The following is a 23714-nucleotide window of genomic DNA, read 5'->3' as shown; positions in this document are numbered from 1 at the left end:
GTCGCCCGCGCCCCGCAACCTCTTCTGGACGGCGAAGCAGTGCGAGTGGAGCACTGGGCCAGCGCTCGACACCAAGCCTCCGTCGCGGCGACCAACCTGCTACTGGGCCCCGCGAAGGGACATGCCCAGACCGAGCCTCCCGTGTTCGGAACCACCATCCACCGCGCCGCCATCCGCGGGATCGGCTTCCCGTCCAAGGCGGACTCCAGCGAGGTCGTCTGGGGCTCGGTCGAGGCGGGCGAGGCCGTGGTGGCCATGCGTCGTCGAGGCCGTCTCGTCGGTGCGGTCGCCCTCAACGCCGCCGAAAAGCTCGACATCGTCAACAACGAACTGCGTGATTCCCTTGCCGCACCTTTGCTTCCAAACTCTCCCGCCGTGCAGCTGAGGTGAACTGCTCGCGTGGCACCAACCGGGGGTCCGTCGATGCCAAAGCCCACGTCGTATGCCGTGACCCGGCATCGTGGTTCTGTGGTCGCTCCGCTTCGTCGGCATCGCCCCAGGGGCCTGCTGGTGGTTACCTTGTGGGCAGCACGAGCGTGCGTTCGGGAACTTCGTTGAGCACCAGGAATGTGCGGACACCGGCAATGCCGGGGATACGCGGTCGCAGCTCGTCAGTGATGAAGCGTTGTAGGTGTTCGACGTCCCGCAGCCGCACGAGCAGCATGATGTCGAACTCCCCGGCGATGTCCGCCGCGTACTCAACCTCGGGCATCTCCTTGATTATCGGCATCAGGTCCGCCCACGGCTTCCAGACGTCGGTCGTGGACCGGAGCATGACTATGGCGGTGACGGTGAGTCCGACGCGCTTTGGGTTGACCGTGACGGTCAGGGACTCAATGATTCCCTCCTCCCGCAGCCGGGACAGCCGAGCGTATGCCGTGGCACGGGAGACCGCGGCGGCCTTGCTCAACGCGCCGATCGGTGCGCGTGCGTCTTCCTGGAGCGCGTGCAGCAGGGCGAGGTCGATGTCGTCGATCGACTGGTCTGCTGGTCCAGCGTTCTGTCGTTGCGCCATGGTCCACCTCGTGCCGAGTCGTGCGCTGATGTTGAGCGTGCCGCCGACGTTCCGTAGCAGTCTAACACGAGGTTGGACGATCAGCGTATTTTCGGAGGCGCTGCTCGTACGAATATCTATGCAGGAGTGTGTACGGAGTACGAATGCCTGGCATTCTGGGCCCGATCTGGACTTTGATTCAGAGGCCGTCCTAACGTCACCAGGTCAGACGTCGCAGTTGACGAGGAGATCTGGAACAGATGACTGAGATTCACACCGAGCGCGGTTCTGCCACGGAGCGGCTCCAGGCCCTCGGCCTGGACCTGCCCGCTGCCCGTGATAACACGAAGTACGTGAACCACCGCAAGTTGGACGCCAGCATCTACATCGCCGGCCAGCTGCCGTACAAGGACGATTGGCTGCTGGGCCAGGGCATCGTGGGCCGGGACGTCGAGGTGGAGACCGCCCGGGTGCTCGCGCGCCAGGCCGCGCTCAACGCGCTCGCTGTTGCAGCTGACGCGGTTGGCGGCCTGGACCGGGTACGGATCGTGCAGATGCTGGTCTTCGTGGCCAGCACGCCGGAGCTCGGTGAGCAGTCGCGCGTCGCCGACGCCGCCAGTGATCTGCTTCTGGAGGTGCTGGGCGAGAACGGGCGGCACGCGCGCACCGCCATCGGAGTCGCCAGCTTGCCGCTGAACAGCCCGGTCGAGATCCAGATGGTCTGCACGGCGGCATAGGACTGCCCGACAGAGGCGCGCCGGCCTCGTTCCACAGTCAGAAGAACCGGGCGCCCCGTCAGTCGAATCGAGCCCTTCCGACTGTTCTAAGGAGAGAATGTGCACCAGCTTCAACGAGTACTCGACGGCCTGCGCGACCGGGTGGACACCCCCATGCCGATCGTGCTTGCCGACGTGATGCAGCGCAACATCGACCGCATGCAGGGCTTCGCCGCCGAGCATGACCTCGACGTCAGGCCTCATGTCAAGACGCACAAGTGCATCGAGGTCGGTCGGCGCCAACTCGAAGCGGGAGCAGTGGGGATCACTGCAGGCAACGTCGGTGAGGCCGAGGTCTTCGCCGGCGCCGGGTTCGAAGACATCTTTCTCGCCTACCCGGTATGGCCGTCGGGCACGAAGGGACCGCGGATCCGGAGACTCGCAGAGACCACCCGGATGCGGGTGGGGGTGGACAACCTGGCCGCGATCGACGCTCTCGCCGACGCAATGGGCGAGGAGCCGGACCGGCTCCAGGTGGTGGTCGAAGTCGACTGCGGCGCTCACCGCTCCGGAGCTCCCCCTGAGGCCGCGGGCAGCCTCGCACGTGCCGCCCGCAACCGTGGACTGGTGCCGGCCGGGGTCTACACCTACCCGGGACACGGCAGCGCCGGTCCTGGTTCTCGTGAGCCTGCGGCGCAGGACCAGGAAGCCGCGCTGACGGCCGCGGTGCGCAGCCTCGACACCGTCGGCATCACGGCCGACGTGGTCAGCGCCGGCTCTACGCCTACCTTCGCGTACTCGACCGGCAGCCCGATCACCGAGATCCGTCCCGGTGAGTACGTCTTCTGCGACCTGGGCAACACGAGGCTCGGAGCGTGCGAGGAGGACCAGATCGCGCTGTTCGTCGCAGCCACCGTGGTCAGCGACTGGGTCCCCGACCAGGTGATCCTCGACGTCGGAACCAAGGCCCTGGGCCGGGAGGGCACCCCCGAGATCGGGTACGGCGGGATCGCCGGGAAGAAGGCGGTCCTGGCGAAGCTCAACGAGTACCACGGATTCGTTGCAGTGCCCGGTGGCGAGTCGCGTCCGAGCGTCGGCACCGTGGTCCCCGTAGTGCCCAACCACGTGTGCCCGGTCGTGGCTAGCTTCGAGGAGCTCCTCGTCACCGACACCGAGGGCACGATGCTGGAGCGGTGGCCGGTCGCCGCACGCGGGCTCCTCAGCTGACCGTCCACGAAGCCTGCCCCCAACGCCCACACCCAATCCCATCCCCCAGAACCTCCAGGAGAAGCCGAGATGAGACTCGAGAAGGTGACCGCGCTGGTCACCGGCGCTAGCAGCGGGATCGGCGAGGCGGTGAGCTCCCACTTCCGCCGCGAGGGCGCGCGGCTGATGCTGACCGGCCGCCGCGAGCAGCTGGACAGCGCCCAGCCCGACGACGTGTACCTGCCCGGGGACCTCAACGACGAGGCGTTCGTCGCAGGCCTGGCGGCGCAGGCCGCGGAGTCCTTCGGGTCGGTCGACGTGGTCGTCCTCAACCACGGCCTGCAGGCCAGCAGCCCGCTCACCGACATGGCGTATGAGGACGCGAGGAATGTGCTCCACAGCAACCTGCTCAGCTCGTTCCTGGTGATGAAGCACTTCGCGCCGCTGATGCCCGCAACCGGTGGCTCGATCGTGTGCGTGAGCTCGCGGCTCGGCATCGTCGGCATCCCGGATCAAGTGCTGTACTCAGCGGCCAAGGGCGGCCTGATCATGCTCGCCAAAGGTGCGGCGATCGAGTGGGCTCCGCGCAACATCCGCGTCAACGTCGTCGCGCCCGGCCTGACCACCACCCCGATCATCGAGGCATCGATCCAGCGCCGGCCCGACCCCGAGGCGTACCGCCGCCAGCGGGAGTCCCAGATGCCGCTGCAACGCCTCGCCACCCCTGAGGAGGTGGCCGACGCCATCCTCTTCCTGGCGTCGTCGGAGTCGTCGTATATCACCGGAGCGGTCCTCCCCGTCGACGGCGGGTACACCGCCTTCTAGGTGTGATGTCCAGGCACGTTGGTCGAGTTTGTGTGACGACACGGTTTGAGGCTGTGGATGGGTGAAGACCTCCCCGTGTGAAGTGGAGCTGTCTAAGAAACCGCTTCACCCAGGAGGTCTTCGTGTCCCACGCTACCCACTCGAACGCAGCCCTGACTCCACGGGCCCGGTTGCGGCTGGCGCGCTTGATCATCGACCACGGCTGGCCGCCGGCGCGGGCCGCCGAACGGTACGACGTGTCGTGGAAGACCGCAGCCAAGTGGGCGGCCAGGTACCGCGACGAAGGTCCGGCAGGGATGGTTGACCGTTCCTCGGCGCCGCACCGGCAGGCCGGCCGGACCCCTGCCGCGGTGGTCCGCAGGATCGTGGCGTTGCGGCTGCGGCACCGGCTGGGTCCGGTCGCCATCGCCGACCAGCTCGGGATCCAGGCCTCGACGGGGCACGCGGTCCTGGTGCGGTGCCGGCTCAACCGGCTCACCTACCTCGACCGGGTCACCGGTGAGCGGATCCGCCGGTATGAGCACGACCAGCCCGGGGACCTGCTCCACGTGGACGTCAAGAAGCTGGGCAGGGTCCCCGACGGCGGCGGCTGGAGGTAGGTCGGTCGCCAGCAGGGCGGCAGGAACCGTGCCACGACGTCGGCCCGCACCGGCGCACCCAAGAGCGCGTACCACCAGCCTCTGATCGGGACCTGCTACCTGCACACCGTGATCGACGACCACTCCCGCGTCGCCTACGTCGAAGCCCACGAGAACGAGACCAAGGAGACCGCCGCGCTGGTGCTGCGCAACGCGGTTGCCTGGTTCGCCGAACGCGGCGTCACGGTCCGCCAAGTGTTGTCCGACAACGGCGGCGCCTACCGTTCGTACCTATGGCGTGACACCTGCCTCGAACTTGGCATCACACCCAAGCGCACCCGCCCCTACCAACCACAGACCAACGGCAAGATCGAGCGCTGCCACCGCACCCTGGCCGACGGATGGGCCTTCAAGAAGTTCTATCCCTCCGAAGCCGATCGGCTCGCCGTCCTGCCAGCATGGCTCCACGAGTACAACCACCACCGGCCCCACTCAGCGATCGGCAAGGTTGCACCCATCACCAGGTTGGACAACCTGGCTGGACATCACATCTAGACGGTATGGAGTGACTGCTCGGGTTTGCTGGGTGGTTGCGGGCCGGGGCCCCACTCACACAGATTCGTGGGTTACCGAGTAGGGGCTACCTGCTCGGCCTATCCGACATGTGTGGGAGGCCCCGGTGTTCATCGAGCGTACGAGTGTGGGACTGGATGTGCACGCACGATCGGTCGTCGCCGCGGCGATCGACGGCGTCACCGGTGAGGTCTTTAAGGCCCGGCTGACCCCGGACCACGGCGATGTCCTGCGGTGGGTGCGGGGCTTGCCCGGGCCGGTCGCGGCCACGTACGAGGCAGGCCCGACGGGGTTCGGGCTGTACCGGGCGTTGACCTTGGCAGGGGTGCGGTGTGAGGTGGCGGCGCCGAGCAAGCTGCAGCGACCGAGCGGGGATCGAGTCAAGACCGACAAGCGCGACGCGCTGCACTTGGCCCGGCTCTTGCGTCTGGACGAGGTGACGTCGGTGACGGTCCCGAGCGTCGATCAGGAGGCGGCTCGGGACCTTGTTCGCGCCCGGGAGGACTGTCGCGGTGACTTGATGCGGGCCCGGCACCGGGTGTCCAAGCTGTTGCTGCGGCACGGGATCGTGTACGCCGGTGGCCAGGCGTGGACGGGCCGTCACGACGCCTGGTTGCGTCAGCAGCAGCTGCCCACCTCGGCCGGGCGGTTGGCGTTCGACTCCGACTATGACGCGGTCCTGACGGTCCTTGCCCGCCGGGACCGGCTCGATGCGGCGATCACCGCGATGGCGGCCGAGTCGGAGTTCACCGCGGTCGTGTACCGGCTTGGTTGCCTGCGCGGCGTCTCGACCCTGACCGGGTTCGCCCTGGCGGTCGAGATCGGTGACTGGCACCGCTTCACCGGGCCCTCGATTGGGTCCTACGTCGGGCTGGTGCCGTGCGAGCACTCCTCGGGGGCCTCTCGGGTTCAGGGCGGGATCACCAAGACCGGCAACGGGCACGCCCGTCGGCTGCTCGTCGAAGCCGCGTGGCACCACCAGCAGCGGTACGTCGTCGGCAAGACGATGCGGGACCGGTGGGACCTGGCCCCCGCCGCTGCACGGGCCCGAGGCGATGCCGGGAACCGGCGGCTGCACGCCCGGTGGGTCCGGTTCAACGCGCGCGGCAAGCGGCCCGTGGTCGCCAACGTCGCCATCGCCCGCGAGCTGGCCGGCTGGTGCTGGTCCTTGGCCGTCATGGACTGACCACAGGCCGCTCGACTTCCCGGCCCCCGCTGACGGCAGCGCGTGGAGTGATCCGCGGAACACCTATGAGCCGCAACAGGATCCACGATCCCAGTTGTGACGCTCGACGCTAGACATGCGGACCCGCTCCAGCCGAACAGCACCGTCCTGCGGTACCCAACCCGCGCATATCAGCCTGACCGCGCGTCGCACTGACACGCACGCCAGCACAGCCCCCCGGAGCCGAGCACAGAGGCGCCGCCCGGAGTCATTCCGGACGGCGCCTCGACCTGCGCTCTTGACAGGAAGTCACTCCATATCAGGTGTACCCGGCCATGATGTTGGTGTCGGTCCTGACCCGTTGACGTGAGGAGAACCTCCGAGTGAGGTGTGGCTTGTCTAAGGCCCACACTCGCTCGGAGGTTCTCGTGTCCCACGGTAATGCGTGCCTGACCGCCCATGGCGGACTGCTGAGCGTGCAGCGGCACCAAAGCCGGCTGGCCCAATGCCCAATCGCTTCAGCGTCGGGGTCTCACGCAAATGCGTACGCACCTGGATCGACCCATTCAGCGCCGAGGGCAAGGCGGGTCTGCCCGACAGGTCCTCACGCCCGGACCGGAGTCCGACCAGGACACCGCAGGAGATCGAGGCACGGGTCATCTAATTGCGACGGCGTGAGCGTCGGGTCCGGAGTGGATCGGTGCCGAGCTGGGCGTCCCGGCCCGCACCGTCTCTCGGGTCCTGTCCCGCCGCGGAAGGCCCAGGCGGGCGGCGCCGGATCCGATCACCGGTGAGACCATCCGGGCCAGCGAGGTCACCGCGGTCCGGAACAACGGAGCTCGACCCGGCGAGCTGCACTTCCAGGTCGACGATCACTCCCGCCTGGCCTACTCCGAGGTCCTGCCCGACGAGAAGGGCTCGACCTGTGCGGGGTTTCTCGACCGGGCGATCAGCTGCTTCGCCGAGCACGGCGTCACCGGATCGAGCGGCTGATGACCGACAACGCCTGGGCCTACCGGTACTCGCTACGCGAAACGTGCGCCCGACACGGCATCCGTCAGGTATTCATCCGACCTTATTGCCCTGGCAAAACGGCAACATCGAACGACTCAACGCACCCTTCAAACCGAGTGGGCCTACCGACATGTCTTCACCAGCAGCACCGCCCGCCCTGCCGCCCTTGCGCCCTGGATCGAGCAGTACAACACTCACCGGCGCCACCGCGCACTCGCAGGACTCCCACACGTCAGCCGCCTGCTACTCACCTGATGACTCGGTATATCTAGGCATTTCCTGGGTCCCAGGGGCGGTCTCGCTACAGACCCACCACGGGCGCCAGTTGGGATCGGAGGGTGCCGGCCTGGGGCTGCAGCGAACCGTCGAAAGCGGCGGATCCGATGGTGAAGGCGTCGACCCCGGCTGATGCGAGCGCCTGTATCTGGTCGGTCCTGGTGATGGAACCGGCGACGACCAGGCGGCCGGCGGTTGCCGCGCGGGCGGCGCGGACGAGGTCGAGAGGGTCGGCATCGGTGGCGCGGTAGGCGAGGAGGTCGACGCCGGCGCAGCCGGCGGCCTCCGCTCGTCGGCAGTCATCCGCGATGCGGTCCGGGTTGCCGGCAAGGCGCGTCGGGTGCCCGAGGGGTTCACCGGGAAAGGGCAGGTAGCCGATGGAGGTGCCGTGCAGGAGATCGAGGGTCTCCTCGATCCAGGTGCCGCCCATGAGCCAGTCGACGCCGAGATCGGTGGCGGTCCGGACTGAGGCAAGTGCCTGGTCCCGGTGGGTGCTGACGACTTCGAGGTAGGTGGTGGCGCCCATGTCCTTGATGCGGGTGTGGAGCTGGCCGAGGGTGTCGGGGTCGACACCGATGTCTTTGAAGCCGATGTGGGTGATGCCGAGGTCCTCGATGGTGTCGAGGACCTCAAGGCAGTCGGTGACGGTGCGGTCGTCGCGGGTGAGCATGAAGATGAAGTCCATGGTCCTTCGGCTTTCTGTTCCGGGGTGATGTGAGTCGGTGGGTCAGGGACGGTGCGGTACCCCTGAAGACAGGCGTTCGGCCTGGGTCAGGGCGGCGAGCAAGCTGGTGTGGTCGGCCGTGCCGAGACCGGCGATGTCGAAGGCGGTGCCGTGGTCGACGCTGGTGCGGACGAACGGCAGGCCGATGGTGATGTTGACGCCGTGTTCGATCCCCAGATACTTCACGGGGATGAGGCCCTGGTCGTGGTACTGGGCGATCACGACGTCGAAGGCTCCGGCGCGGGCTCGCATGAAGACGGTGTCGGCGGGCCAGGGTCCGCTGGCCTGGATGCCTTCGTCTTGCGCGGCTTGGATCGCTGGGGTGATGATGTCCAGGTCCTCGCGGCCGAACAGGCCGTTCTCCCCTGCGTGGGGGTTGAGGCCGGCGACGGCGATGCGGGGGGCGGGCAGGCCGCTGCCCTGGAGCGTGCGGTGGGTGAGGCGGATGATGTTGAGTACGCGGTCCGTGGTGATGGCGTCGATCGCGGTGCGGAGTGATTGGTGCACAGTGACCAAGACGATCCGCAACTCCTCGGTGGCCAACATCATCGCGTAGTCGGTGGTGCTCGACAGGTCGGCGAGGATCTCCGTGTGCCCGGGGTAGGGGACGCCGGCCATGCGCAGTGCTTCCTTGTTGATCGGTGCGGTCACCAGAGCCCGTATCTCGTGGGCCATCGCCAGCTCGATACCGCGGCGGACGTACTGAAAGGACGCCGCTCCGGCTCGTGCGTCGAGGGTGCCCCAGGGCAGGCCGGCCGGAAGGCCGTTCTGCGCAAGGACATACACCGTCCCGGGGACGAACGTCGCCTGGTCGACCGATGAGATGGGGCGGATTGCGAGCTGGGTCTCGGCGACCTTGTTCGCGCGGGTGAGAACGTCCAGGTCGCCGATGACGACGACGGGTACGGTGCGCCGGGAGTCGGCGCACGCCTTGAGGGTGATCTCGGGGCCGATTCCGCAGGGGTCGCCCATGGTGATGGCGATCGGGGTCATGCGTGCTCTCCTTGGTCGAGGGGATGTCGGATGAGGTGGCAGAGACGCAGCAGCGTGGCGTCGTCGCCGAAGCCGCCTGCCTTGATCAGCACAGGAAGGGGGATGCGGCCGATCAGAGATCCGCGCACGACGCCCGGTTCGGGTTCGTCCAGTAGGTCGATGCCGGTGGCCCCGAGGGGCTGCAGCACGGTGGTGGCGGTTTCTCCCCCGGTGATGATGAGTGCGTCGACGGTGTGGTCTTCGGTCAGCGCCTGGACGACTGCTGCCTGAGAGAGGGCGAGTAGTTGTGCGGTCTGCGGTGTGTGGCGTTCATCGGGTGTCTGCAGGGTGAGGAAGGGGGCTGTCAGGCCTCGCAGCGTCGCCACGGTCGCGTCCGGATCGACGCTGACGGTGACGCCCTGGACGTCCATCCTGGTGTGCAGCTTGGCCAGCTGCCGTCGGGTCGCCGGGTTGGTGCTGCCGACGACGATCAGGGTACGTCTGGCCGGGGTGGGCAGTGCGGCGTTGCTGCGCGCGGCGCGGCCACACCTTCTGGCCAGGGCGGCCGCCAGACCGGGGGAGCCGACCCACAACACGTCGTCGAGTCGTGGCACCGCGGCCACCAGGCGGTCGAGGTCGCCGTCGTCGGCCGCGGAGTAGACGATGAGGTCACCGTTGTCGATCAGTGTGGGCAGCTCGGCTGCCCGTTCTGGCTCCCGGAGAACGGCATCCGGGAACAGTGTGGTCAGGTTCGAGCAACGCACGGGATGGACCGGGTCGCGGGCATAGTCGCTCTCGTCGACCGGTACACCCCGCACGTGCTGGACTCCCGCCACCGTCGCTCTGCCCTCCGCGGGGAAGGCCGGCGCGACGATGACGGCCTGCCTCCGCGATCCCGACCATGCGGCCCGGACCTCCGCCGCGACATGGCCGCGCAGGGTGGAATCCACCGTTTTGAAGAGCAGCTCAGACCCAGCGAATAGGCGGCCCGCGCGCCAGGTACGCGACGCGGCGGCCTCCTGGTCCAGCACCCGGGTCCCGAGGTCAACCGCGATCACGCCCGCGGCGCCCTGCGCCACGCGTGCTGGGGTGCTGAGCAGGATCCGGGCGTCGTGACCTTGCTGACGGAAGGGGGCGGCACCGTCCCCTGCGCTGGTGAGGTCATCGGCCAGGATGGCGATACCCTGCGGCGCGACGTTGCGTAATGTCATGCCCCACCTTTCCGGTAGCCGGCCTGCTCTGTGACTAGATCAATACTCGTGCAGATGAAAGCGCAGGACAAACGATTCATTTGCACAAGACGTGTGAGTAAAGTTCACGCATGCGATGGTCTGCCCTTCCACCTTTGAACTCGCTGCTGCCATTCGAGGCGACCGTTCGCCACGCGAGCATGACGGCGGCGGCACAGGAACTGCATGTCACGCACGGCGCGGTCAGCCGACAGGTCCAGAACCTGGAACGATTCCTTGGAGTACCACTGTTCGAGCGACAGACACGCGCCCTGCGCCCGACGCCGCAGGCGCGCCAACTGGCGGCCATCGTCCGGGACGCGCTCGACCAGATCGATGCGGCAGCCCAGCAGATCTCACACCGAACACCCGCAGGGCCGCTCACTCTCTCGTGCGAGCCCACACTCCTGATGCGATGGCTTATTCCCCGGCTCCCGGATCTGGCCGTGAACGTGCCAGACGTCGCCGTTCACCTGTCAGCAGGCGGCGGCCCCGTCTTCTTCGACCGGGACAACATCGACCTCGCGATCCGCCGAGACGACTTCACATTCCCCGAGAAGGCGAGCCGGACTCGCTTGTTCGCCGAGCGGATCGGACCCGTCTGTCGGCCGGACCTCGCGACCCGCCTGACCGGCGCCGCCGGCCTATCACAGGTAGCCCTTCTGCACACCGACACACGGCCGGAGGCGTGGGACGACTGGCGACGTATCACCGGCATGAAGGCAGAGCCCGCCTCCCACCAGACATTGGAGCACTTCTACCTGACCCTCCAAGCCGCCTCGGCCGGCGTCGGGGTCGCAATCGCCCCGTATGCCGTCGTCCGCGACGACCTGGAGCGAGGGCACCTCGTCGCACCCTTCGGTTTCGTTCCCGACCGCAGCAGCTACTACCTCCTCAGCCGTCAATCACCCGAGCAAGACGGACGCGTCCGCCAGTTGACGGCTTGGCTGCGGGCCAAGACGAGCCAGCTCGAGAACGATCCCGAACCGGCCTGACCGCTGGTTCAGGCGGTGTCCCGTCGGGCAAGGTTGTAGAACCGCACCTCCTGGTACTCCTCGAGGCCTTCGGAGCTCCCCTCCCGACCGAGACCTGAGTGCTTGAGCCCACCAAACGGAGCGGCTGCGTTGGAGGGAACGCCCTGGTTGATGCCCACGAGTCCGGTCTCCAGGGCGTCGGCCACGTTGAGGGCTCGGTCAACACTTTCGGTGAACACATAGCCGGCGAGCCCGAACTCGGTCGCGTTGGCCCGCTGCACCACCTCGGCCTGGCTGCTGAAGCGCTGGATCGCCGCAACAGGACCGAAGATCTCCGTGTTGGCGATCTCGGCGCTGGGCGATACGTGGTCGATCAACGTCGCCGGGAAGAAGTGACCCGGGCCCTCGATGCGGCGCCCGCCGGTGAGCACGGTTGCGCCTTGAACGACGGCATCTTCGACGAGACGTTCCATGGCCTTGACGGCGCGATCGTCGATGAGCGGCCCGAGGGCGACGTTGTCCGCCAGTCCATCGCCAGTGACCACGTCAGACATCTTCTCGGTGAGTCCTTCGATGAACGCCTCGGCGATGCCGTCTTGGACGTAGATGCGGTTCGCCGCAATGCACGACTGGCCGTTATTGCGCATCTTGGCCGCGTAGGCGCCGTTCACGGCTCGCTCCAGATCGGCATCGTCGAAGATGATGAGTGGTGCGTTTCCACCGAGCTCCATGGATGCCCGGAGCACGTTGTCAGCGGCGAGGCGCAGGAGCACTTTCCCGACACCGGTCGATCCAGTGAAGGAGATCTTGCGGACGCGCGGGTCCCGAAGCACCGTCTCGCTGAAGGCAGACGGGTCGCTGGTGCTGATCACCTTGATGAGGTTCGTGGGAACTCCGGCCTCCAGTGCCAGGCTGACGGCGTAATAGGTCGTCAGTGGCGTGAGGTTGGCTGGCTTGATGACCACCGGACAGCCGGCTGCCAACGCTGGTGCGATCTTGCGGGTGGCCATCGCCAGCGGGAAGTTCCACGGGGTGATGATCACCGACAGCCCAACCGGGGCGCGGCGTGTCAGGAGGGTGCCTCCACCCGTGGGAGCCTCCCGGACATTGCCGCCCGGTCGAACCGCTTCCTCCGCGTACCAGCGGACGAAGTCGCTGCCGTAAGTCACCTCGGCGCGCGCCTCAGCAAGCGACTTGCCCATTTCAAGGGTGATCAGGAGCGCGATCTGCTCTGCGTGCGTGGTCAGGAGCTCATACCAGCGGCGCAGGGTGTCGGCGCGCACGCGAGGAGTCATGGCAGCCCACTCCCGGCCGGCTTCGTCGGCCAGAGCGACCGCCTCCAGCGCCTCTGCCGGTGCGGTGTCCGGCAGGCTTGCCAGAACCTGATCGTTCGCGGGGTTGCGCACTTTTAACCCGGTTGTCCCGGTGGGCAGATCCAATGTGCGTAGCACGTTGTGGGCGGCCCGGACCAGGTCCGGGTTGGCTGCCGCGAGCTGTGGATGCGGTCGAGCAGGAAGATCGGTGGTCACTGGGCTTCTCCCGTTGGCGAGGTAGTGGTCCATTGCGTCGGCGAACTCGCAGGGTTCATCGACGGGTGGCGGACCGGTTGAGGGCCTGGATCTGGGGTTCCTCGTCCACCGCGAACGCCACCGGGGCGGACCCGTCGGAGAAGTCGCTCGAGCGAACGGGAATGACATCAGCTAGCTCGGTGGGAGAAAGGGCTTGACCAGCCATGCGCGCTTCGCCGGGTTCCCAGTGCGCTCTTCGTAGGCGTCAGACGACGTGAGCGTCTTCGTGATGAGCCTCGAGGCGATGAACCGCAGCGGCTCAGGTTCCCAGTTCCTGGTGTGGTGTCCGACCCACGGAAGAGATGTCAGATCCGTGGTGTGGCCCAGAATCAGGTCGCGCATCGTGCGGCCAGAGATGTTGGCGGCGGTCACGCCGTGACCGCCGAAGGCACCGACGAATCCCAGCCCCGTTTCGCGGTCGAAGGTGGTTCGCATGCACCAGTCGCGGGGGACCGCCAGGGAGCCGCCCCAGTGATGGGTGATCCGAGCCTGGGCCGCAGCCGGAAACGCTTCACGCAGGGTTTCGCACAGACGTTCGTAGACCTGCGCATCCTGCTCGTTGTCGGGGGAGATGGGGTTGGTCAGCCGATATGGCGCTCCTCGGCCGCCCAGTGCGATCCTTCCGTCGACCGTGCGCTGGGAGTAGTAGTAGAGGTGCCTCACGTCCCCGATCCCCAGACCCTCCTGCCACCCGAGCTCATCCCAGGTCTGCTGCGGGAGGGGTTCGGTAGCGATCATCAAGGAGTAGAGGGGCAGGAAGCTGCGTCGCTCGCCCCGCTCGCGGATCGTGTAGGACTCCGTTGCTCGAACCACGACGTCAGCCAGGACTCGTCCGTTCCTGCACTGAACCACCTTGGGGCGCAGGTGCTCTGCCGGACTCTGTTCGTAGATCTTGACGCCCAGGCGCTCGCAGGCCGAGGCCAGCCCGCGAGCCAGCCGTGCGGGGTCGACGCGAGCGCAGTGCGGCGTGAAGGTCCCGGCGAGAACTCCCTCAGCCCCGCGGACGAGGTCGGCACACTCGTCAGCGGTGAGGAGCCTGATGTCCTCGGGACCGAGCCCGAAACGGTGCTTCGCCTCGACCCTTGCCTGGAGACGCTGCACTTGCGGCTCTGTGGTCGCCACCGTGAGCGCCCCGGATTTCTTGTAGCCGCAGTCAATGCCTTCTGCCGACACGACGCGACCGATCTCGTCGACCCCGTGCTGGACCTCGCGCTCGGCTCGCAGGACGCTGTCCCAACCGCTACGTCGTGCGTACCGCGCGCCGCTGCCGGCGATACCGGACGAGACGAAACCGCCATTGCGACCAGCGGCGCCGAATCCCGCGATCTCCGCCTCGACCACGGTGACCCGCAGGGACGGGTCCGCCGCCTTGAGATAGTACGCCGTCCACAGCCCTCCGAATCCGGCTCCGACGATCGCGACATCACACGTGTGGTCGCCGGAAAGCTGCTCTCTCGGCTTCAGGTCCTGGACCACCCCGTCGAGCCACAGGCTCCGGGACCACGGGCGGTCCGCTGCTGGTGGGGGGCCGGCCGCACCATCCGGCCCGTTCTTTGCGTATGCCGTGAGCTTCATGACGATCGTCTCTCCGAAATAGATGTTGGTGATGCTGAAGGAAGGATTGCGGGAGATGGGAAGCCAAATCGTGGTCAAGCGAGAGTCATCAAGGCAGCATTTGCGACCCTACGAGGTGTTTGGCATGACCACTAGAAAGCGGTGTGGTGAGATCGAGCTGAGTAGGTCATCGCGCGCTCGGCAAGGCTGCGGTCACACTCTTTCCTTCCAGACGTCCCGGGTGCGTTCGGCATCCGCGCTCGGATGTCTGACATGAGGACACGCTAGGGCCCCTCGTGAAAATGTGTCCAGATCTGGCGGTAATGTCCAGACATCCGTGTACTGAATCGCATTATGGCTATTTGTTTGCCTGGCCAATTTGGACTACTAGTTCAGATTGTCCAAGGGTGGCTGGGCGTCGCCCGAGGTCCCCCGCGCAGGAGGGGGCGCGGGGAAGTGGATGGATTCCGCTCCGGACCATATTGCGTCCAATGCGTGCATCCCCGTTTTATCGTATGGAACCTCTGGCCTGTGGAACTGACCCGTCTCGTGATTTCCCCACAAGGCTGGACGATGGCCTCGCCGCTGCCTAACCTCGGCCAACAACGCTGCCGGGCACCCTGCAGGGATGGCGACCCTGGAACTGGTGGGTGGAGCGCGCACGGGACCTGTCACAGCCTCGATGTGCCTATGGCTGTAATCGGAGCGAGACTGGCTACTGAGTAGGAGTCCTATATGAGCACCGCTCCCGCCGACGGCCAGAACCAGGCGGCGGAGGCCGTCCGTGTCACTACCCCTGATCGCACCACCGGGCGATGTATGCAGGGCAGGACCACGAGATGGCGGCCCTCCTGCCTCCTCCTCGACCTTGACGGCACTCTTGTCGACTCCGCGCCCGGCATCACAACCAGCGTCACTGCCGCGCTCAGGGAGATTAACGTCCCGGTGCTCGCTGTGGACGTTCTGCGAAGCTTCGTCGGGCCGCCCATGCGCCAGACATTTCGCGAGGTCGTCGGCCTCGACGACTCGGCGGCTGAGAGCGCTGTGCGGTCGTACCGGCGCCATTACGCCGAGGTCGGCGCCCTGGACAGCAGCGTGTATGACGGCGTCCCGGAGCTGCTGGAGGAAGTGGCGGCGGCTGGCTGGCCCATGGCGGTGGCCACTTCGAAGGTTGAGGACCAGGCTGTTCGTGTCGCTGAGCACTACGGTCTGGCCGCCCGGATGGTGACCGTGTGCGGCACATCCGATGTGGAAGGACGTTCCACCAAGCGTCAGGTGATCAGGGAGTGCCTGCGTCGCATGCACGAGCAGGGAGTGGACGTCTCCCGGCCACTGATGGTGGGGGACCGGGGCTACGACGTGCTGAGCGCCGCTGCCGAAGGCTATCCGGCGATCCGCGTGTTGTGGGGATATGGGACGCCGGAGGAGTCGGCCGAAGCACTCGCGACTGCTGAGTCGCCCCAGCATCTGGCTGGCCTGCTGCTGTCCTGGAGCGAATCACGAGTACCCCGCCGTCGCGAGCTCCTGAGTGGAAGCCTCAACTACGAAGGAGCTGTCCGTTGTGGATGCGATTGACGAGAAGCTCATTGCCGAACTGACTCGGAACGCCCGCATCTCCTACGCGGACCTGGCCAGCAAGGTGTTGTTGTCGCGCAACGCCGTGCGCCAGCGTATCGGGCGGCTGGAGCGGCAAGGACACATCGCGGCATACACCATCGTCCGTGCTGGTGACGACACCGGCGATATCGTCTCGGCACTGGTACTCATCTACCGGCAGGACCGCATGCGAGGCAGGGACGTGCTGGCTGCGCTCAAACGCATTCCCGAGGTCGTCATATGCGAGATCCTCAGTGGCGACTTCGACATCATGGTGCGGCTGGAGGCGGCCTCGCTAGAACGCGTACGGGACATCTGGGAGGACATCGCCAAGATGCCCGGCGTACGGGACACGGTCACGGCGCTCACCCTGTTCAGTGAGGTCAATCGTCGGCAAGGACTGCGAAGTTCACCGGTGCGGGAATGATCACCGCAGTCGGCCGATACAGCTTTCGCTCATGCTCAGCAAAGGCGGCCCTGTGACATGTAGCCCCTCGAGCTCCGGAAGACCCTCATGACGCCCTGCCGAACTGATTGATGCAGACCACCTTTGGCTGCGTCATGTCCTCGAAGGCGAAGCGCACGCCTTCGCGCCCCATGCTGCCGTACTTGAACCCACCGAACGGCATCGCATCGAATCGGTAGTCGGACGAGTCGTTGATCATCACGCCACCAGCCTCCAGCAATCGAGCCGCGGCCAACGCGCGGTCCAGACTCGAGGTGAAGATGCCCGCGTGGAGGCTGTAGTCGATGGCGTTGGCCTGCTCGATCGCGTCTTGGAAGGACTCGACCGGCTGAAGAACCACAACGGGGGCGAACGCTTCCTCCTGCCAGATCGAGCTGGTGGCCGGGACGCCTTCCAGGACCGCCGGCATGTAGAGGGAGCCCTCGATGTCGTTGCCGCACAGTAGGGTTGCGCCCTGTTCCACGGCGGCGTTGACCTTCGCCTGGGTGGCGAGCGCGGCCTCGGGGGTGATCATGGGGCCGACATCGGTGAGGTCGTCCAGCGGGTCGCCGACGCGCAGCAGCTCAGTGTGCCCGACGAAGGCGTCGCGGAACCGCTCGTAGACCTCGTGGGCGATGAGGATCCTCTGGGCACCGATGCAGTTCTGACCCGCAGCCCAGAACGCGCCAGAGACACACGAGCTCACCGCCTCGTCGAGATCGGCATCATCCATGACGATGACCGGGGCGTTGCCTCCGAGGTCCATGGCGAGCTTCTTGAGGCCGGCTGTGCGAGAGATCGCCTCGCCGGTGGCGAATCCCCCGGTGAAGGACACCATGCGCACGTCGGGGGCGGAGACGATGGCGGCGGCGATATCGGCATTGCCGTTGACGACCGTGACGACTTCCTCTGGCAGGCCGGCCTCGATGAGGGTGTCGACCAGCCGGAGTGCCGATAGCGGCGTCAGGGCGGACGGTTTGAGGATGACGGCGTTGCCGCCGGCGATGGCGGGGCCGAGCTTGTGGGCGACCAGATTGAGTGGGTCGTTGAACGGTGTGATGGCGGCGATGATGCCCAGCGGTTCGCGGGTGAACCAGCCCTGCCGCTTCTCGGAGCCCTCATACGAGTCGAAGGGGATGACCTCGCCAGCGTTGCGCCGGGCCTCGGCAGCAGACAGCGAGAGGGTGTTGACAGCGCGGGCGACCTCTTTGCGGGCCTGGGTGATGGTCTTGCCGGCCTCGCTGACGATCAGCTGCGCGAAGGACTCGGCGCGCCCCTCGACCAGATGGGAGGCGCCTTCCAGGATGGACGCCCTAGCGGCGCGGGACAGTGAAGACGCGGTACGGCGCCCGCACCTGGCCTGCTGCAGGATGCTGCCGATGGCGGTGGCATGGAGGATTGGCACCGAGGCGATGATCTCGCGGGTGTAGGGGTTGCGCACGGGCGCGGTGTCGGTGCCGAGTTCGATGCTTGGGGGAACGATGGTTTCAGACACCGTAAGTCTCCTGGAGAACAGGGCGTGTGAGTGCGGTGTCGTCGTCGGCGTGGCGCTGGTGGATGGCGATGATGTCCGACAGCAGGGCATAGGCGGTCTCGATCCGGCCAGCGCCGGGTCCGGACACCGTGACCGTGCCGAGGAGGTCGGTGTGGAAGGCGACCGCGTTGCCGGGGCCCGAGATCCCGGCGAGCGGGTGGTGCGCCGGCAGGGCGAGCGGAGCGACACGGGCCTCGATGCTGCCGTCCTCTTGGCGGGTGGCGGAGCCGACGAGTTTCCAGTGCAGCCCCTTCGACACGGCGTCCTGCACTTCCAGCGGTGTGATCGCGGAAATGCCCTCGCACGGGACGTCCTCGCGGCGAAGGTCGGCGCCGAGGACCTCGTTCGCCAAAATCATGACCTTGAGCTGGACGTCGTAGCCCTCGATGTCGGCGGTGGGGTCGGCTTCGGCATATCCCAATGCCTGAGCTTCCGCGACGGCCGCTGGCAGATCGATCTGTTCTTCCATTCGGCCGAGGATGTAATTCGACGTGCCGTTCATGATGCCCTGAACGCCGGTGATCTCAAGTCCGCCGAGCAGGCGCTGGGCGGTACGCAGCACGGGAGTGCCGCTGAGCACCGAGCCCTCGAACTCGAAGCTGACATCGTGCTTGGCGGCCAACCTCTTGAGGGCCCGGCCCGCGAGGGCGACCGGCCCCTTGTTGGTGGTGCACACGTGCTTGCCCGACTCGAGGGCCCAGCGCACATGGGAAAGGGCGGGCTCACCGTCGGTGGGGTTCGTGTACGTCGCCTCGACCACGATGTCCGCGGGCACGTGGCGGATCACCCATTCGTTGCGCGGATCGGCACTTCCGCCGGCCAAGGCGGCGAAGCTCAACGAACCGGGCTCCGCGGACAGCAGCGGTACAAGGTCGATCCCATCGATGTCGACCAGCGAACCGGCTCGCAGGTCCGTGATCGCGACGACGCGCAAGGTGAACCCTAGATCGGCGGACAGGGCGTCGCCGCGCTGAACGATGAGCTCGGTGAGCGCGCGGTTGACGCCGCCGAATCCGATGAGGGAAAGGTCGTACCGTTCCATGTGATCACTCCTTGGCAGTGCGCCCACCTGCACGGTGGCTCTGCTTGAAATTCTCACCCTCCCGCCAGTCAGTTGCTCCATGGCGAAACGGCCACAGAGCCTGTCGAACTGCACCTCTGGGTGACGATCTGTCGATCTCCACGGGTTGCGGCCAAGCCCGGCCGGGTGAACGCCCGCCCCGGGGCCTCCACCTGGGGCGGGTGGTCAGGGCACCTACGACCGCCTGAGCAAGGGGGTTGTTTCACGGCGCCGCAAGGGCCCGAGTCCTGCCAGCGATCACGCTTGAAGAACGCCTCTGCCACGCCCGATCTCACACGCTTGCAGATTGGACGATTTGACTCCGATCAAGGCTTCGGAGCACTTCCAGGTGCATTCCAGTCGCGATCTCACCGCAGATGGTCTGACATTGCCCCCATGATGCTTGACGCCAAAACCGCGAGTCCACACCCTAGTGTCTGATCGGCCGGCGACGTAGGACGAACGTCCAGCGAGCTGCCGGAGCTAGGGCTCGGCTTGAGGAGGAGTGCGTGACCAACCAGCACACACGCGGCGACAGCGCCGCAGCACCCGAACTGGTGGAGCTGCTGAACCGCTACCAGTTGGCGTGGGCCGACGGCGACATCGACGCGATCCTGTCGATGACCCCTCCAGATGGGGTGTACGAGGCATCCCGCGGCCCGCAGGCCTGGGGCCAGCGCTACGTCGGCCACGAGCAGATCCGGAACGCGTTGCTCAGCATGGGAGTGAATCAGCCTGGCCGGTCACGGCACGAGTACGGCGAGACCCATGTCGTGGGTGAGTGCGGGTTCGCGATGTGGACCAGCGTCGAGGACGGTCCGGAGAGGCCCCGGGTCACGATGCACGGTGCCGACTTCTACCGGTTTCGCGACGGAATGGTGGCCGCAAAGATCGCCTACCGCAAGGCTGTTCAGACTTGAGCCGAGCGGCTGCTGGCTGGCCGTCGCAGACGCGCCTTTGGCGGGCAGTCGCCCGCGCGGTCGGCTGTGAAACTCGGCCGGAAGAGGTACTTGAGTTGATGTCACTCCTGCGGCCCCGGCCCCGCCCTCGAGACCGATCCGCTACCTCCTCGACGTCAATTAGCGCAAGGAACCGGTTGGCCATGCTCGTTCACGCTTGGAGTCTCGGATGCTGATGTTCCTGGTGCGCAGGACGTTGGTCTTGCTGATCACGTTGGGGGTCGTCTCCGTGCTGGCGTTTCTCATTCCCTATGCCGGGGAAGGGGATCCGGCGCGGAAGATCCTGCAGGCAAGGGTCAGCGACCCGGCGCTCACGCAGGCGCAGGTTGACGCCCTGAGCAGGGAGCTCGGCCTGGACCGRCCGATCCACGAGCAGTACCTGCACTGGTTGGGGCATGCCGTGACCGGTGACTTCGGCTACTCCTACACGAGTCGGGTCCCGGTGGGCAGCCTGGTCGGGCCGGCSTTGTCRGTCTCGATCAGCCTCGCCTTGGCGGCGCTGGTCCTGGCGCTGGTCATCGCSCTACCGCTGGGAATCGCSGCGGCGACCAAGCGGGGCGGCAGGATCGACAACGCGGCCACGTTCGCCTCCCAGACCGCGGTCTCGGCSCCSGAGTACTGGGTGGCACCGGTGTTGGTGCTGGTGTTCGCCCGCTACCTGGGCTGGTTGCCCTCTGGCGGCTGGTCCGGCGCGGCGTACATCGTGATGCCGGCCGTCGCGCTGGCGCTACGGCCGATGGGTTACTTCACCCAGGTCTCGCGTGCCGCCATGACAGAGGTCCTGGCCGCGCCGTACATCACCGCCGCGCGCAGCCGCGGCCTGAGCTTCCCTCGGACTCTGGTCCGTCACGGGCTGCGCAACAGCATGCTTCCGGTGATGACCCTCTTCTCGTTCTGGTTCGCCGGGCTGCTGGGAGGGTCGGTGGTGATCGAGGTGATCTTCAACATCCCGGGAATGGGTCGGCTGCTCTACTCCTCCGTGGTCAACAACGACGTGCCGGTGATCCAGGGCGGGATGATGTGGATCCTCACCATCGCGGTCGTCGTGACCACGCTGACCGACCTGCTCTACGGCATCCTCAATCCAGCGATCAGGGTGAACCATGCCTAGTCTCACCACCACCCCACCGGCAACCAAGCCCGAACCGTGGCGCCGGACCGGTCCACCGTCGCAGCGGCCCAACATCTTCGGTATGGCGATCAGGGGGCTGCGCACGCGCCACTGGACGTTCGAGCTCGGTGCGGGGCTCCTGGTGCTGGTGCTGGGGGTGTTGCTGCTCACGCCGTGGATCGCACCGCACGACCCCGCGGTCCAAGACCTGAGCCACGCACTGGCCGGCCCGTCGCAGCAGCACTGGCTGGGTACCGACCACCTCGGTCGCGACGTGCTTTCGCGGCTGATGTGGGGCGGCCGGTTCTCCGTCACGATCGCAGCCATCACCCTGGTGATCTGCGCCGTTGCAGGGACCGTCCTGGGAGCCTTCGCCGCACGACGGGGCGGCTGGGTCGACGAGGTTCTGATGAGGACCGTGGACGTGCTGGTCTGTTTCCCCGACGTCCTCATCGCGCTCTTCCTGATCGCGGTCCTGGGCACCGGGTACGGCACGTTGATCGCTGCGCTGACCGTCACCGGCTGGACCCCCTTCGCTCGCCTCATGCGTGGCTTGGCCTTGGAGATCAACGCCAAGGAGTACGTCGAGGCTGCCGAGATCCTTGGTTCCCCGAAGTGGTACATCCTGTTCCGCCACGTCATCCCGAACGCGATCCGGCCCGTGACTGCCATGAGCTTTCTCCGGTTCGGACACAAGCTGATCACCGTCGGCGCCCTGTCCTATCTCGGCCTGGGGGTCCAGCCCCCGGACTCAGACTGGGGCGCCATGCTGCTGGAGGCGCAGCCCTACATGGAGACCGCTCCCTGGATCGGCATCCTTCCCGGCGTGGCGATCTTCGTCACCGCACTCAGCGTGACCATGATCGGACAAGGCCTCGACGTGCAGAGACCCCGCCGAAAGCGGGCTACTGCGCCAGGTGCTCGCGTCGCATCACCCGTGCGACGTGCCCCGATAGAAGGAGAAGCACAGTGACGTCCGAGCCAACAGCGATCCCGAACCGGCTTCCGCGCGCCACGTATGCCTCAATGGTCACCGATTGGCTGCGAGCCAACATCGTCAACGGAACCCTCGAACCGGGGGCCCAGTTGAGCGAGGTCGAGCTGGCCACCAACTTCGGGGTCAGCCGTGGCCCCGTGAGGGAGGCCCTCCAACGACTGATCCAGGAGGGGCTGGTCCGTAGTGAGCCCCATCGCGGTGTCTTCGTTCCGATCCTGAGCGACGAGGACGTGGTGGACATCTACCTGGTCCGCGACGCCCTTGAGTCCTCGGCCGTCAAGCACATCATCGCGTCCTCGAGGTCCGTGGAGGCCGCTGATGCTCTGGACGGGGTCGTCAAGCTGATGGCGGACGCCGTGGCGACGGGTGACTGGGAGCGGGTCGGCACCTACGACCTCCAGTTCCACACAGCCCTGGTCGCATCGAGCGACAGCCCGCGCCTGCAGCGAATGTTCAGCACCGTCATCTCCGAAACCCAGCTGTGTCTCGGCGTGCTGACAGCGGCCGACGCCCGGGAGGACCTTGTCGACGAGCACCGCCGGATCGCTCGGGAGATCCGCGAGGGAAACACCACGGCTGCGCTAGCCGTCCTGAAGCAGCACTTCGACGACGCGATCGTCGTCCTGAGGAACCGGCAGCGCGTGGCGGCCGGGGAGAGACCCCACAAGAAGGCGGAGACGCGATGAAGCTCACGGACGAGCCTTCAACGGCGAAGGCGACGACGGACCCGAACTCCACCCTGTTGGAGATCCGGGGCTTGCGGGTGGAGTTTCCCGAGGTCGGTGGTGGTCCGGCGATCGAAGGGATGGATCTGACGGTGCGCCGGGGGGAGATCGTGGCGTTGGTGGGCGAGTCGGGGTCGGGCAAGAGCCTGACCGCGTTGACCGTGATGGGTCTGCTTCCGCCGGGGGCTGAGGTGGTGGGGGGCAGCGCTGTGCTGGACGGTGAGGATGTCTTGTCGATGTCGGGCAAGCGGCGGGACGAGGTGCGTGGCAGCAAGGTGGCGATGCTCTTTCAGCAGCCGAAGGTGATGTTGGACCCGACGGCCCGGGTGGGCGGTCAGGTCGTCGAGGCGCTGCGCCGGCACCGCGGAGTGGGTCGGCGGGAGGCGAAGGCGCGAGTGGTGGACATGCTGCGCGACGTCGGTATTCCGGAGCCGGCCCGGCGGGCGTCTTCGTTCGCTCATCAGCTGTCCGGTGGGATGGCGCAGCGGGTGATGATCGCGGCGGCGTTGTCGGCGGACCCGGAGCTCGTGATCGCGGACGAGCCCACGACGGCTCTGGATGTGACGGTGCAGGCGCAGATCCTGGACCTGTTGAGGCGCAAGCGGGATGAGTCGGGGTTGTCGATCCTGCTCATCACCCATGACCTGGGCATCGTGTCGTCGATGGCGGACAGGGTCGCGGTGATGTATGCCGGTCGGATAGTCGAGGAGGGTGCCACAGCGGACATCTTCGACGACCCGCAGCACCCGTACACCGAGGCGCTGTTGAAGGCGTCGCTGCTCCAGGCCGAGCGCGGCAAGCTGTTCACCATCCCCGGGTCGGTGGCTCAGGCGCGGGCGATGGGACACGGCTGTCGGTTCCTGCCGCGGTGCGCGAAGGCGGCCGCGCTGGGGATCAGTGAGACCTGTCAGGGCGCCGA

Annotated in this window: 20 protein-coding genes and 3 pseudogenes; 15 read left to right on the top strand and 8 right to left on the bottom strand. The window is 66.8% G+C overall.

Annotated features, from left to right (window positions below):
- A pseudogene (locus AC1DWR_RS19510) lies at positions 1 to 390 on the top strand (hypothetical protein); the annotation flags it as partial.
- A gap of 124 nt (positions 391 to 514) precedes the next feature.
- Here AC1DWR_RS19510 and AC1DWR_RS19505 read toward each other — a convergent pair.
- Positions 515 to 1015 (bottom strand): Lrp/AsnC family transcriptional regulator, encoded by a 501-nt coding sequence (locus AC1DWR_RS19505; RefSeq protein WP_477616076.1) that lies wholly within the window; start codon positions 1013 to 1015, stop codon positions 515 to 517.
- Between the two features lie 239 nt (positions 1016 to 1254).
- Between AC1DWR_RS19505 and AC1DWR_RS19500 the strand changes: the two genes are divergently transcribed.
- From AC1DWR_RS19500 to AC1DWR_RS19475, 6 genes and pseudogenes are all read left to right on the top strand, one after another.
- Complete coding sequence (locus AC1DWR_RS19500) at positions 1255 to 1731, top strand: RidA family protein (RefSeq protein WP_477616075.1); 477 nt, start codon at positions 1255 to 1257, stop codon at positions 1729 to 1731.
- Between the two features lie 99 nt (positions 1732 to 1830).
- On the top strand, positions 1831 to 2937 hold the full coding sequence (locus AC1DWR_RS19495; RefSeq protein WP_477616074.1) for an alanine racemase: 1107 nt from the start codon (positions 1831 to 1833) through the stop codon (positions 2935 to 2937).
- A gap of 69 nt (positions 2938 to 3006) precedes the next feature.
- A complete protein-coding gene (locus AC1DWR_RS19490) occupies positions 3007 to 3741 on the top strand; it encodes an SDR family NAD(P)-dependent oxidoreductase (protein ID WP_477616073.1) in 735 nt (244 codons plus the stop codon).
- 122 nt (positions 3742 to 3863) lie between these two features.
- Positions 3864 to 4874 (top strand): annotated as a pseudogene (locus AC1DWR_RS19485) (IS481 family transposase).
- A 124-nt stretch (positions 4875 to 4998) separates the two neighbouring features.
- A complete protein-coding gene (locus AC1DWR_RS19480; protein WP_477625005.1) occupies positions 4999 to 6078 on the top strand; it encodes an IS110 family RNA-guided transposase in 1080 nt (359 codons plus the stop codon).
- 407 nt (positions 6079 to 6485) lie between these two features.
- Positions 6486 to 7326: pseudogene (locus tag AC1DWR_RS19475) on the top strand (integrase core domain-containing protein).
- 46 nt (positions 7327 to 7372) lie between these two features.
- On the opposite strand, the gene AC1DWR_RS19470 reads toward AC1DWR_RS19475, so the two are convergent.
- From AC1DWR_RS19470 to AC1DWR_RS19460, 3 genes are read right to left on the bottom strand one after another with little or no spacing between them, the layout of a single operon-like run.
- The gene (locus tag AC1DWR_RS19470; RefSeq protein WP_477616071.1) at positions 7373 to 8032 is read right to left on the bottom strand and encodes a HisA/HisF-related TIM barrel protein; all 660 of its coding nucleotides are present in this window, start codon (positions 8030 to 8032) and stop codon (positions 7373 to 7375) included.
- A gap of 42 nt (positions 8033 to 8074) precedes the next feature.
- Positions 8075 to 9064, bottom strand: coding sequence for a 4-hydroxythreonine-4-phosphate dehydrogenase PdxA (pdxA, locus tag AC1DWR_RS19465; protein ID WP_477616070.1), 990 nt, complete (start codon positions 9062 to 9064; stop codon positions 8075 to 8077).
- Positions 9061 to 10254 carry a four-carbon acid sugar kinase family protein gene (locus AC1DWR_RS19460; RefSeq protein ID WP_477616069.1) on the bottom strand — a complete coding sequence of 398 codons (1194 nt, stop codon included), beginning with the start codon at positions 10252 to 10254 and terminating at the stop codon, positions 9061 to 9063. Before AC1DWR_RS19460 ends, pdxA begins: the two co-directional genes overlap by 4 nt.
- Positions 10255 to 10388: 134 nt before the next feature.
- Here AC1DWR_RS19460 and AC1DWR_RS19455 point away from each other — a divergent pair, with 134 nt between their 5' ends.
- The gene (locus tag AC1DWR_RS19455; protein WP_477625004.1) at positions 10389 to 11267 is read left to right on the top strand and encodes a LysR substrate-binding domain-containing protein; all 879 of its coding nucleotides are present in this window, start codon (positions 10389 to 10391) and stop codon (positions 11265 to 11267) included.
- 8 nt (positions 11268 to 11275) lie between these two features.
- Here AC1DWR_RS19455 and AC1DWR_RS19450 read toward each other — a convergent pair whose 3' ends face one another.
- Together AC1DWR_RS19450 and AC1DWR_RS19445 are read right to left on the bottom strand one after the other, a co-directional pair.
- A complete protein-coding gene (locus tag AC1DWR_RS19450) occupies positions 11276 to 12808 on the bottom strand; it encodes an NAD-dependent succinate-semialdehyde dehydrogenase (protein ID WP_477625003.1) in 1533 nt (510 codons plus the stop codon).
- A gap of 138 nt (positions 12809 to 12946) precedes the next feature.
- Positions 12947 to 14467 carry an NAD(P)/FAD-dependent oxidoreductase gene (locus tag AC1DWR_RS19445; RefSeq protein ID WP_477616066.1) on the bottom strand — a complete coding sequence of 507 codons (1521 nt, stop codon included), beginning with the start codon at positions 14465 to 14467 and terminating at the stop codon, positions 12947 to 12949.
- A 636-nt stretch (positions 14468 to 15103) separates the two neighbouring features.
- On the opposite strand from AC1DWR_RS19445, the gene AC1DWR_RS19440 reads away from it, so the two are divergent.
- Both AC1DWR_RS19440 and AC1DWR_RS19435 read left to right on the top strand, forming a co-directional pair.
- The gene (locus AC1DWR_RS19440) at positions 15104 to 15943 is read left to right on the top strand and encodes an HAD hydrolase-like protein (RefSeq protein WP_477616065.1); all 840 of its coding nucleotides are present in this window, start codon (positions 15104 to 15106) and stop codon (positions 15941 to 15943) included.
- Positions 15930 to 16391, top strand: coding sequence for an Lrp/AsnC family transcriptional regulator (locus AC1DWR_RS19435; RefSeq protein WP_477616064.1), 462 nt, complete (start codon positions 15930 to 15932; stop codon positions 16389 to 16391). Before AC1DWR_RS19440 ends, AC1DWR_RS19435 begins: the two co-directional genes overlap by 14 nt.
- A gap of 85 nt (positions 16392 to 16476) precedes the next feature.
- Here AC1DWR_RS19435 and AC1DWR_RS19430 read toward each other — a convergent pair whose 3' ends face one another.
- Complete coding sequence (locus AC1DWR_RS19430) at positions 16477 to 17904, bottom strand: aldehyde dehydrogenase family protein (RefSeq protein ID WP_477616063.1); 1428 nt, start codon at positions 17902 to 17904, stop codon at positions 16477 to 16479.
- Entirely contained in the window at positions 17897 to 18985 is a 1089-nt protein-coding gene (locus AC1DWR_RS19425) for a homoserine dehydrogenase (RefSeq protein ID WP_477616062.1), read from the bottom strand. Before AC1DWR_RS19425 ends, AC1DWR_RS19430 begins: the two co-directional genes overlap by 8 nt.
- 527 nt (positions 18986 to 19512) lie before the next feature.
- On the opposite strand from AC1DWR_RS19425, the gene AC1DWR_RS19420 reads away from it, so the two are divergent.
- The 5 genes from AC1DWR_RS19420 to AC1DWR_RS19400 all read left to right on the top strand — a co-directional run.
- Positions 19513 to 19923, top strand: a complete 411-nt coding sequence (locus AC1DWR_RS19420; RefSeq protein ID WP_477616061.1) for a nuclear transport factor 2 family protein — start codon at positions 19513 to 19515, stop codon at positions 19921 to 19923.
- A 208-nt stretch (positions 19924 to 20131) separates the two neighbouring features.
- Positions 20132 to 21073 carry an ABC transporter permease gene (locus AC1DWR_RS19415; RefSeq protein WP_477625002.1) on the top strand — a complete coding sequence of 314 codons (942 nt, stop codon included), beginning with the start codon at positions 20132 to 20134 and terminating at the stop codon, positions 21071 to 21073.
- The gene (locus tag AC1DWR_RS19410) at positions 21066 to 22046 is read left to right on the top strand and encodes an ABC transporter permease (protein ID WP_477625001.1); all 981 of its coding nucleotides are present in this window, start codon (positions 21066 to 21068) and stop codon (positions 22044 to 22046) included. The genes AC1DWR_RS19415 and AC1DWR_RS19410 overlap by 8 nt, the downstream gene beginning before the upstream one ends.
- Positions 22043 to 22756 (top strand): GntR family transcriptional regulator, encoded by a 714-nt coding sequence (locus tag AC1DWR_RS19405; protein WP_477616095.1) that lies wholly within the window; start codon positions 22043 to 22045, stop codon positions 22754 to 22756. The genes AC1DWR_RS19410 and AC1DWR_RS19405 overlap by 4 nt, the downstream gene beginning before the upstream one ends.
- Positions 22753 to 23714 (top strand): ABC transporter ATP-binding protein (locus tag AC1DWR_RS19400; protein ID WP_477625000.1); only part of this gene is annotated, 962 nt, incomplete at its 3' end. The genes AC1DWR_RS19405 and AC1DWR_RS19400, both read left to right, overlap by 4 nt.

The sequence above is a fragment of the Pedococcus sp. P2_E2 genome, from assembly GCF_056403955.1.
The sequence above is the reverse complement of the archived record's forward strand: the minus strand, read 5'-3'. Positions and strand labels throughout refer to the sequence as shown.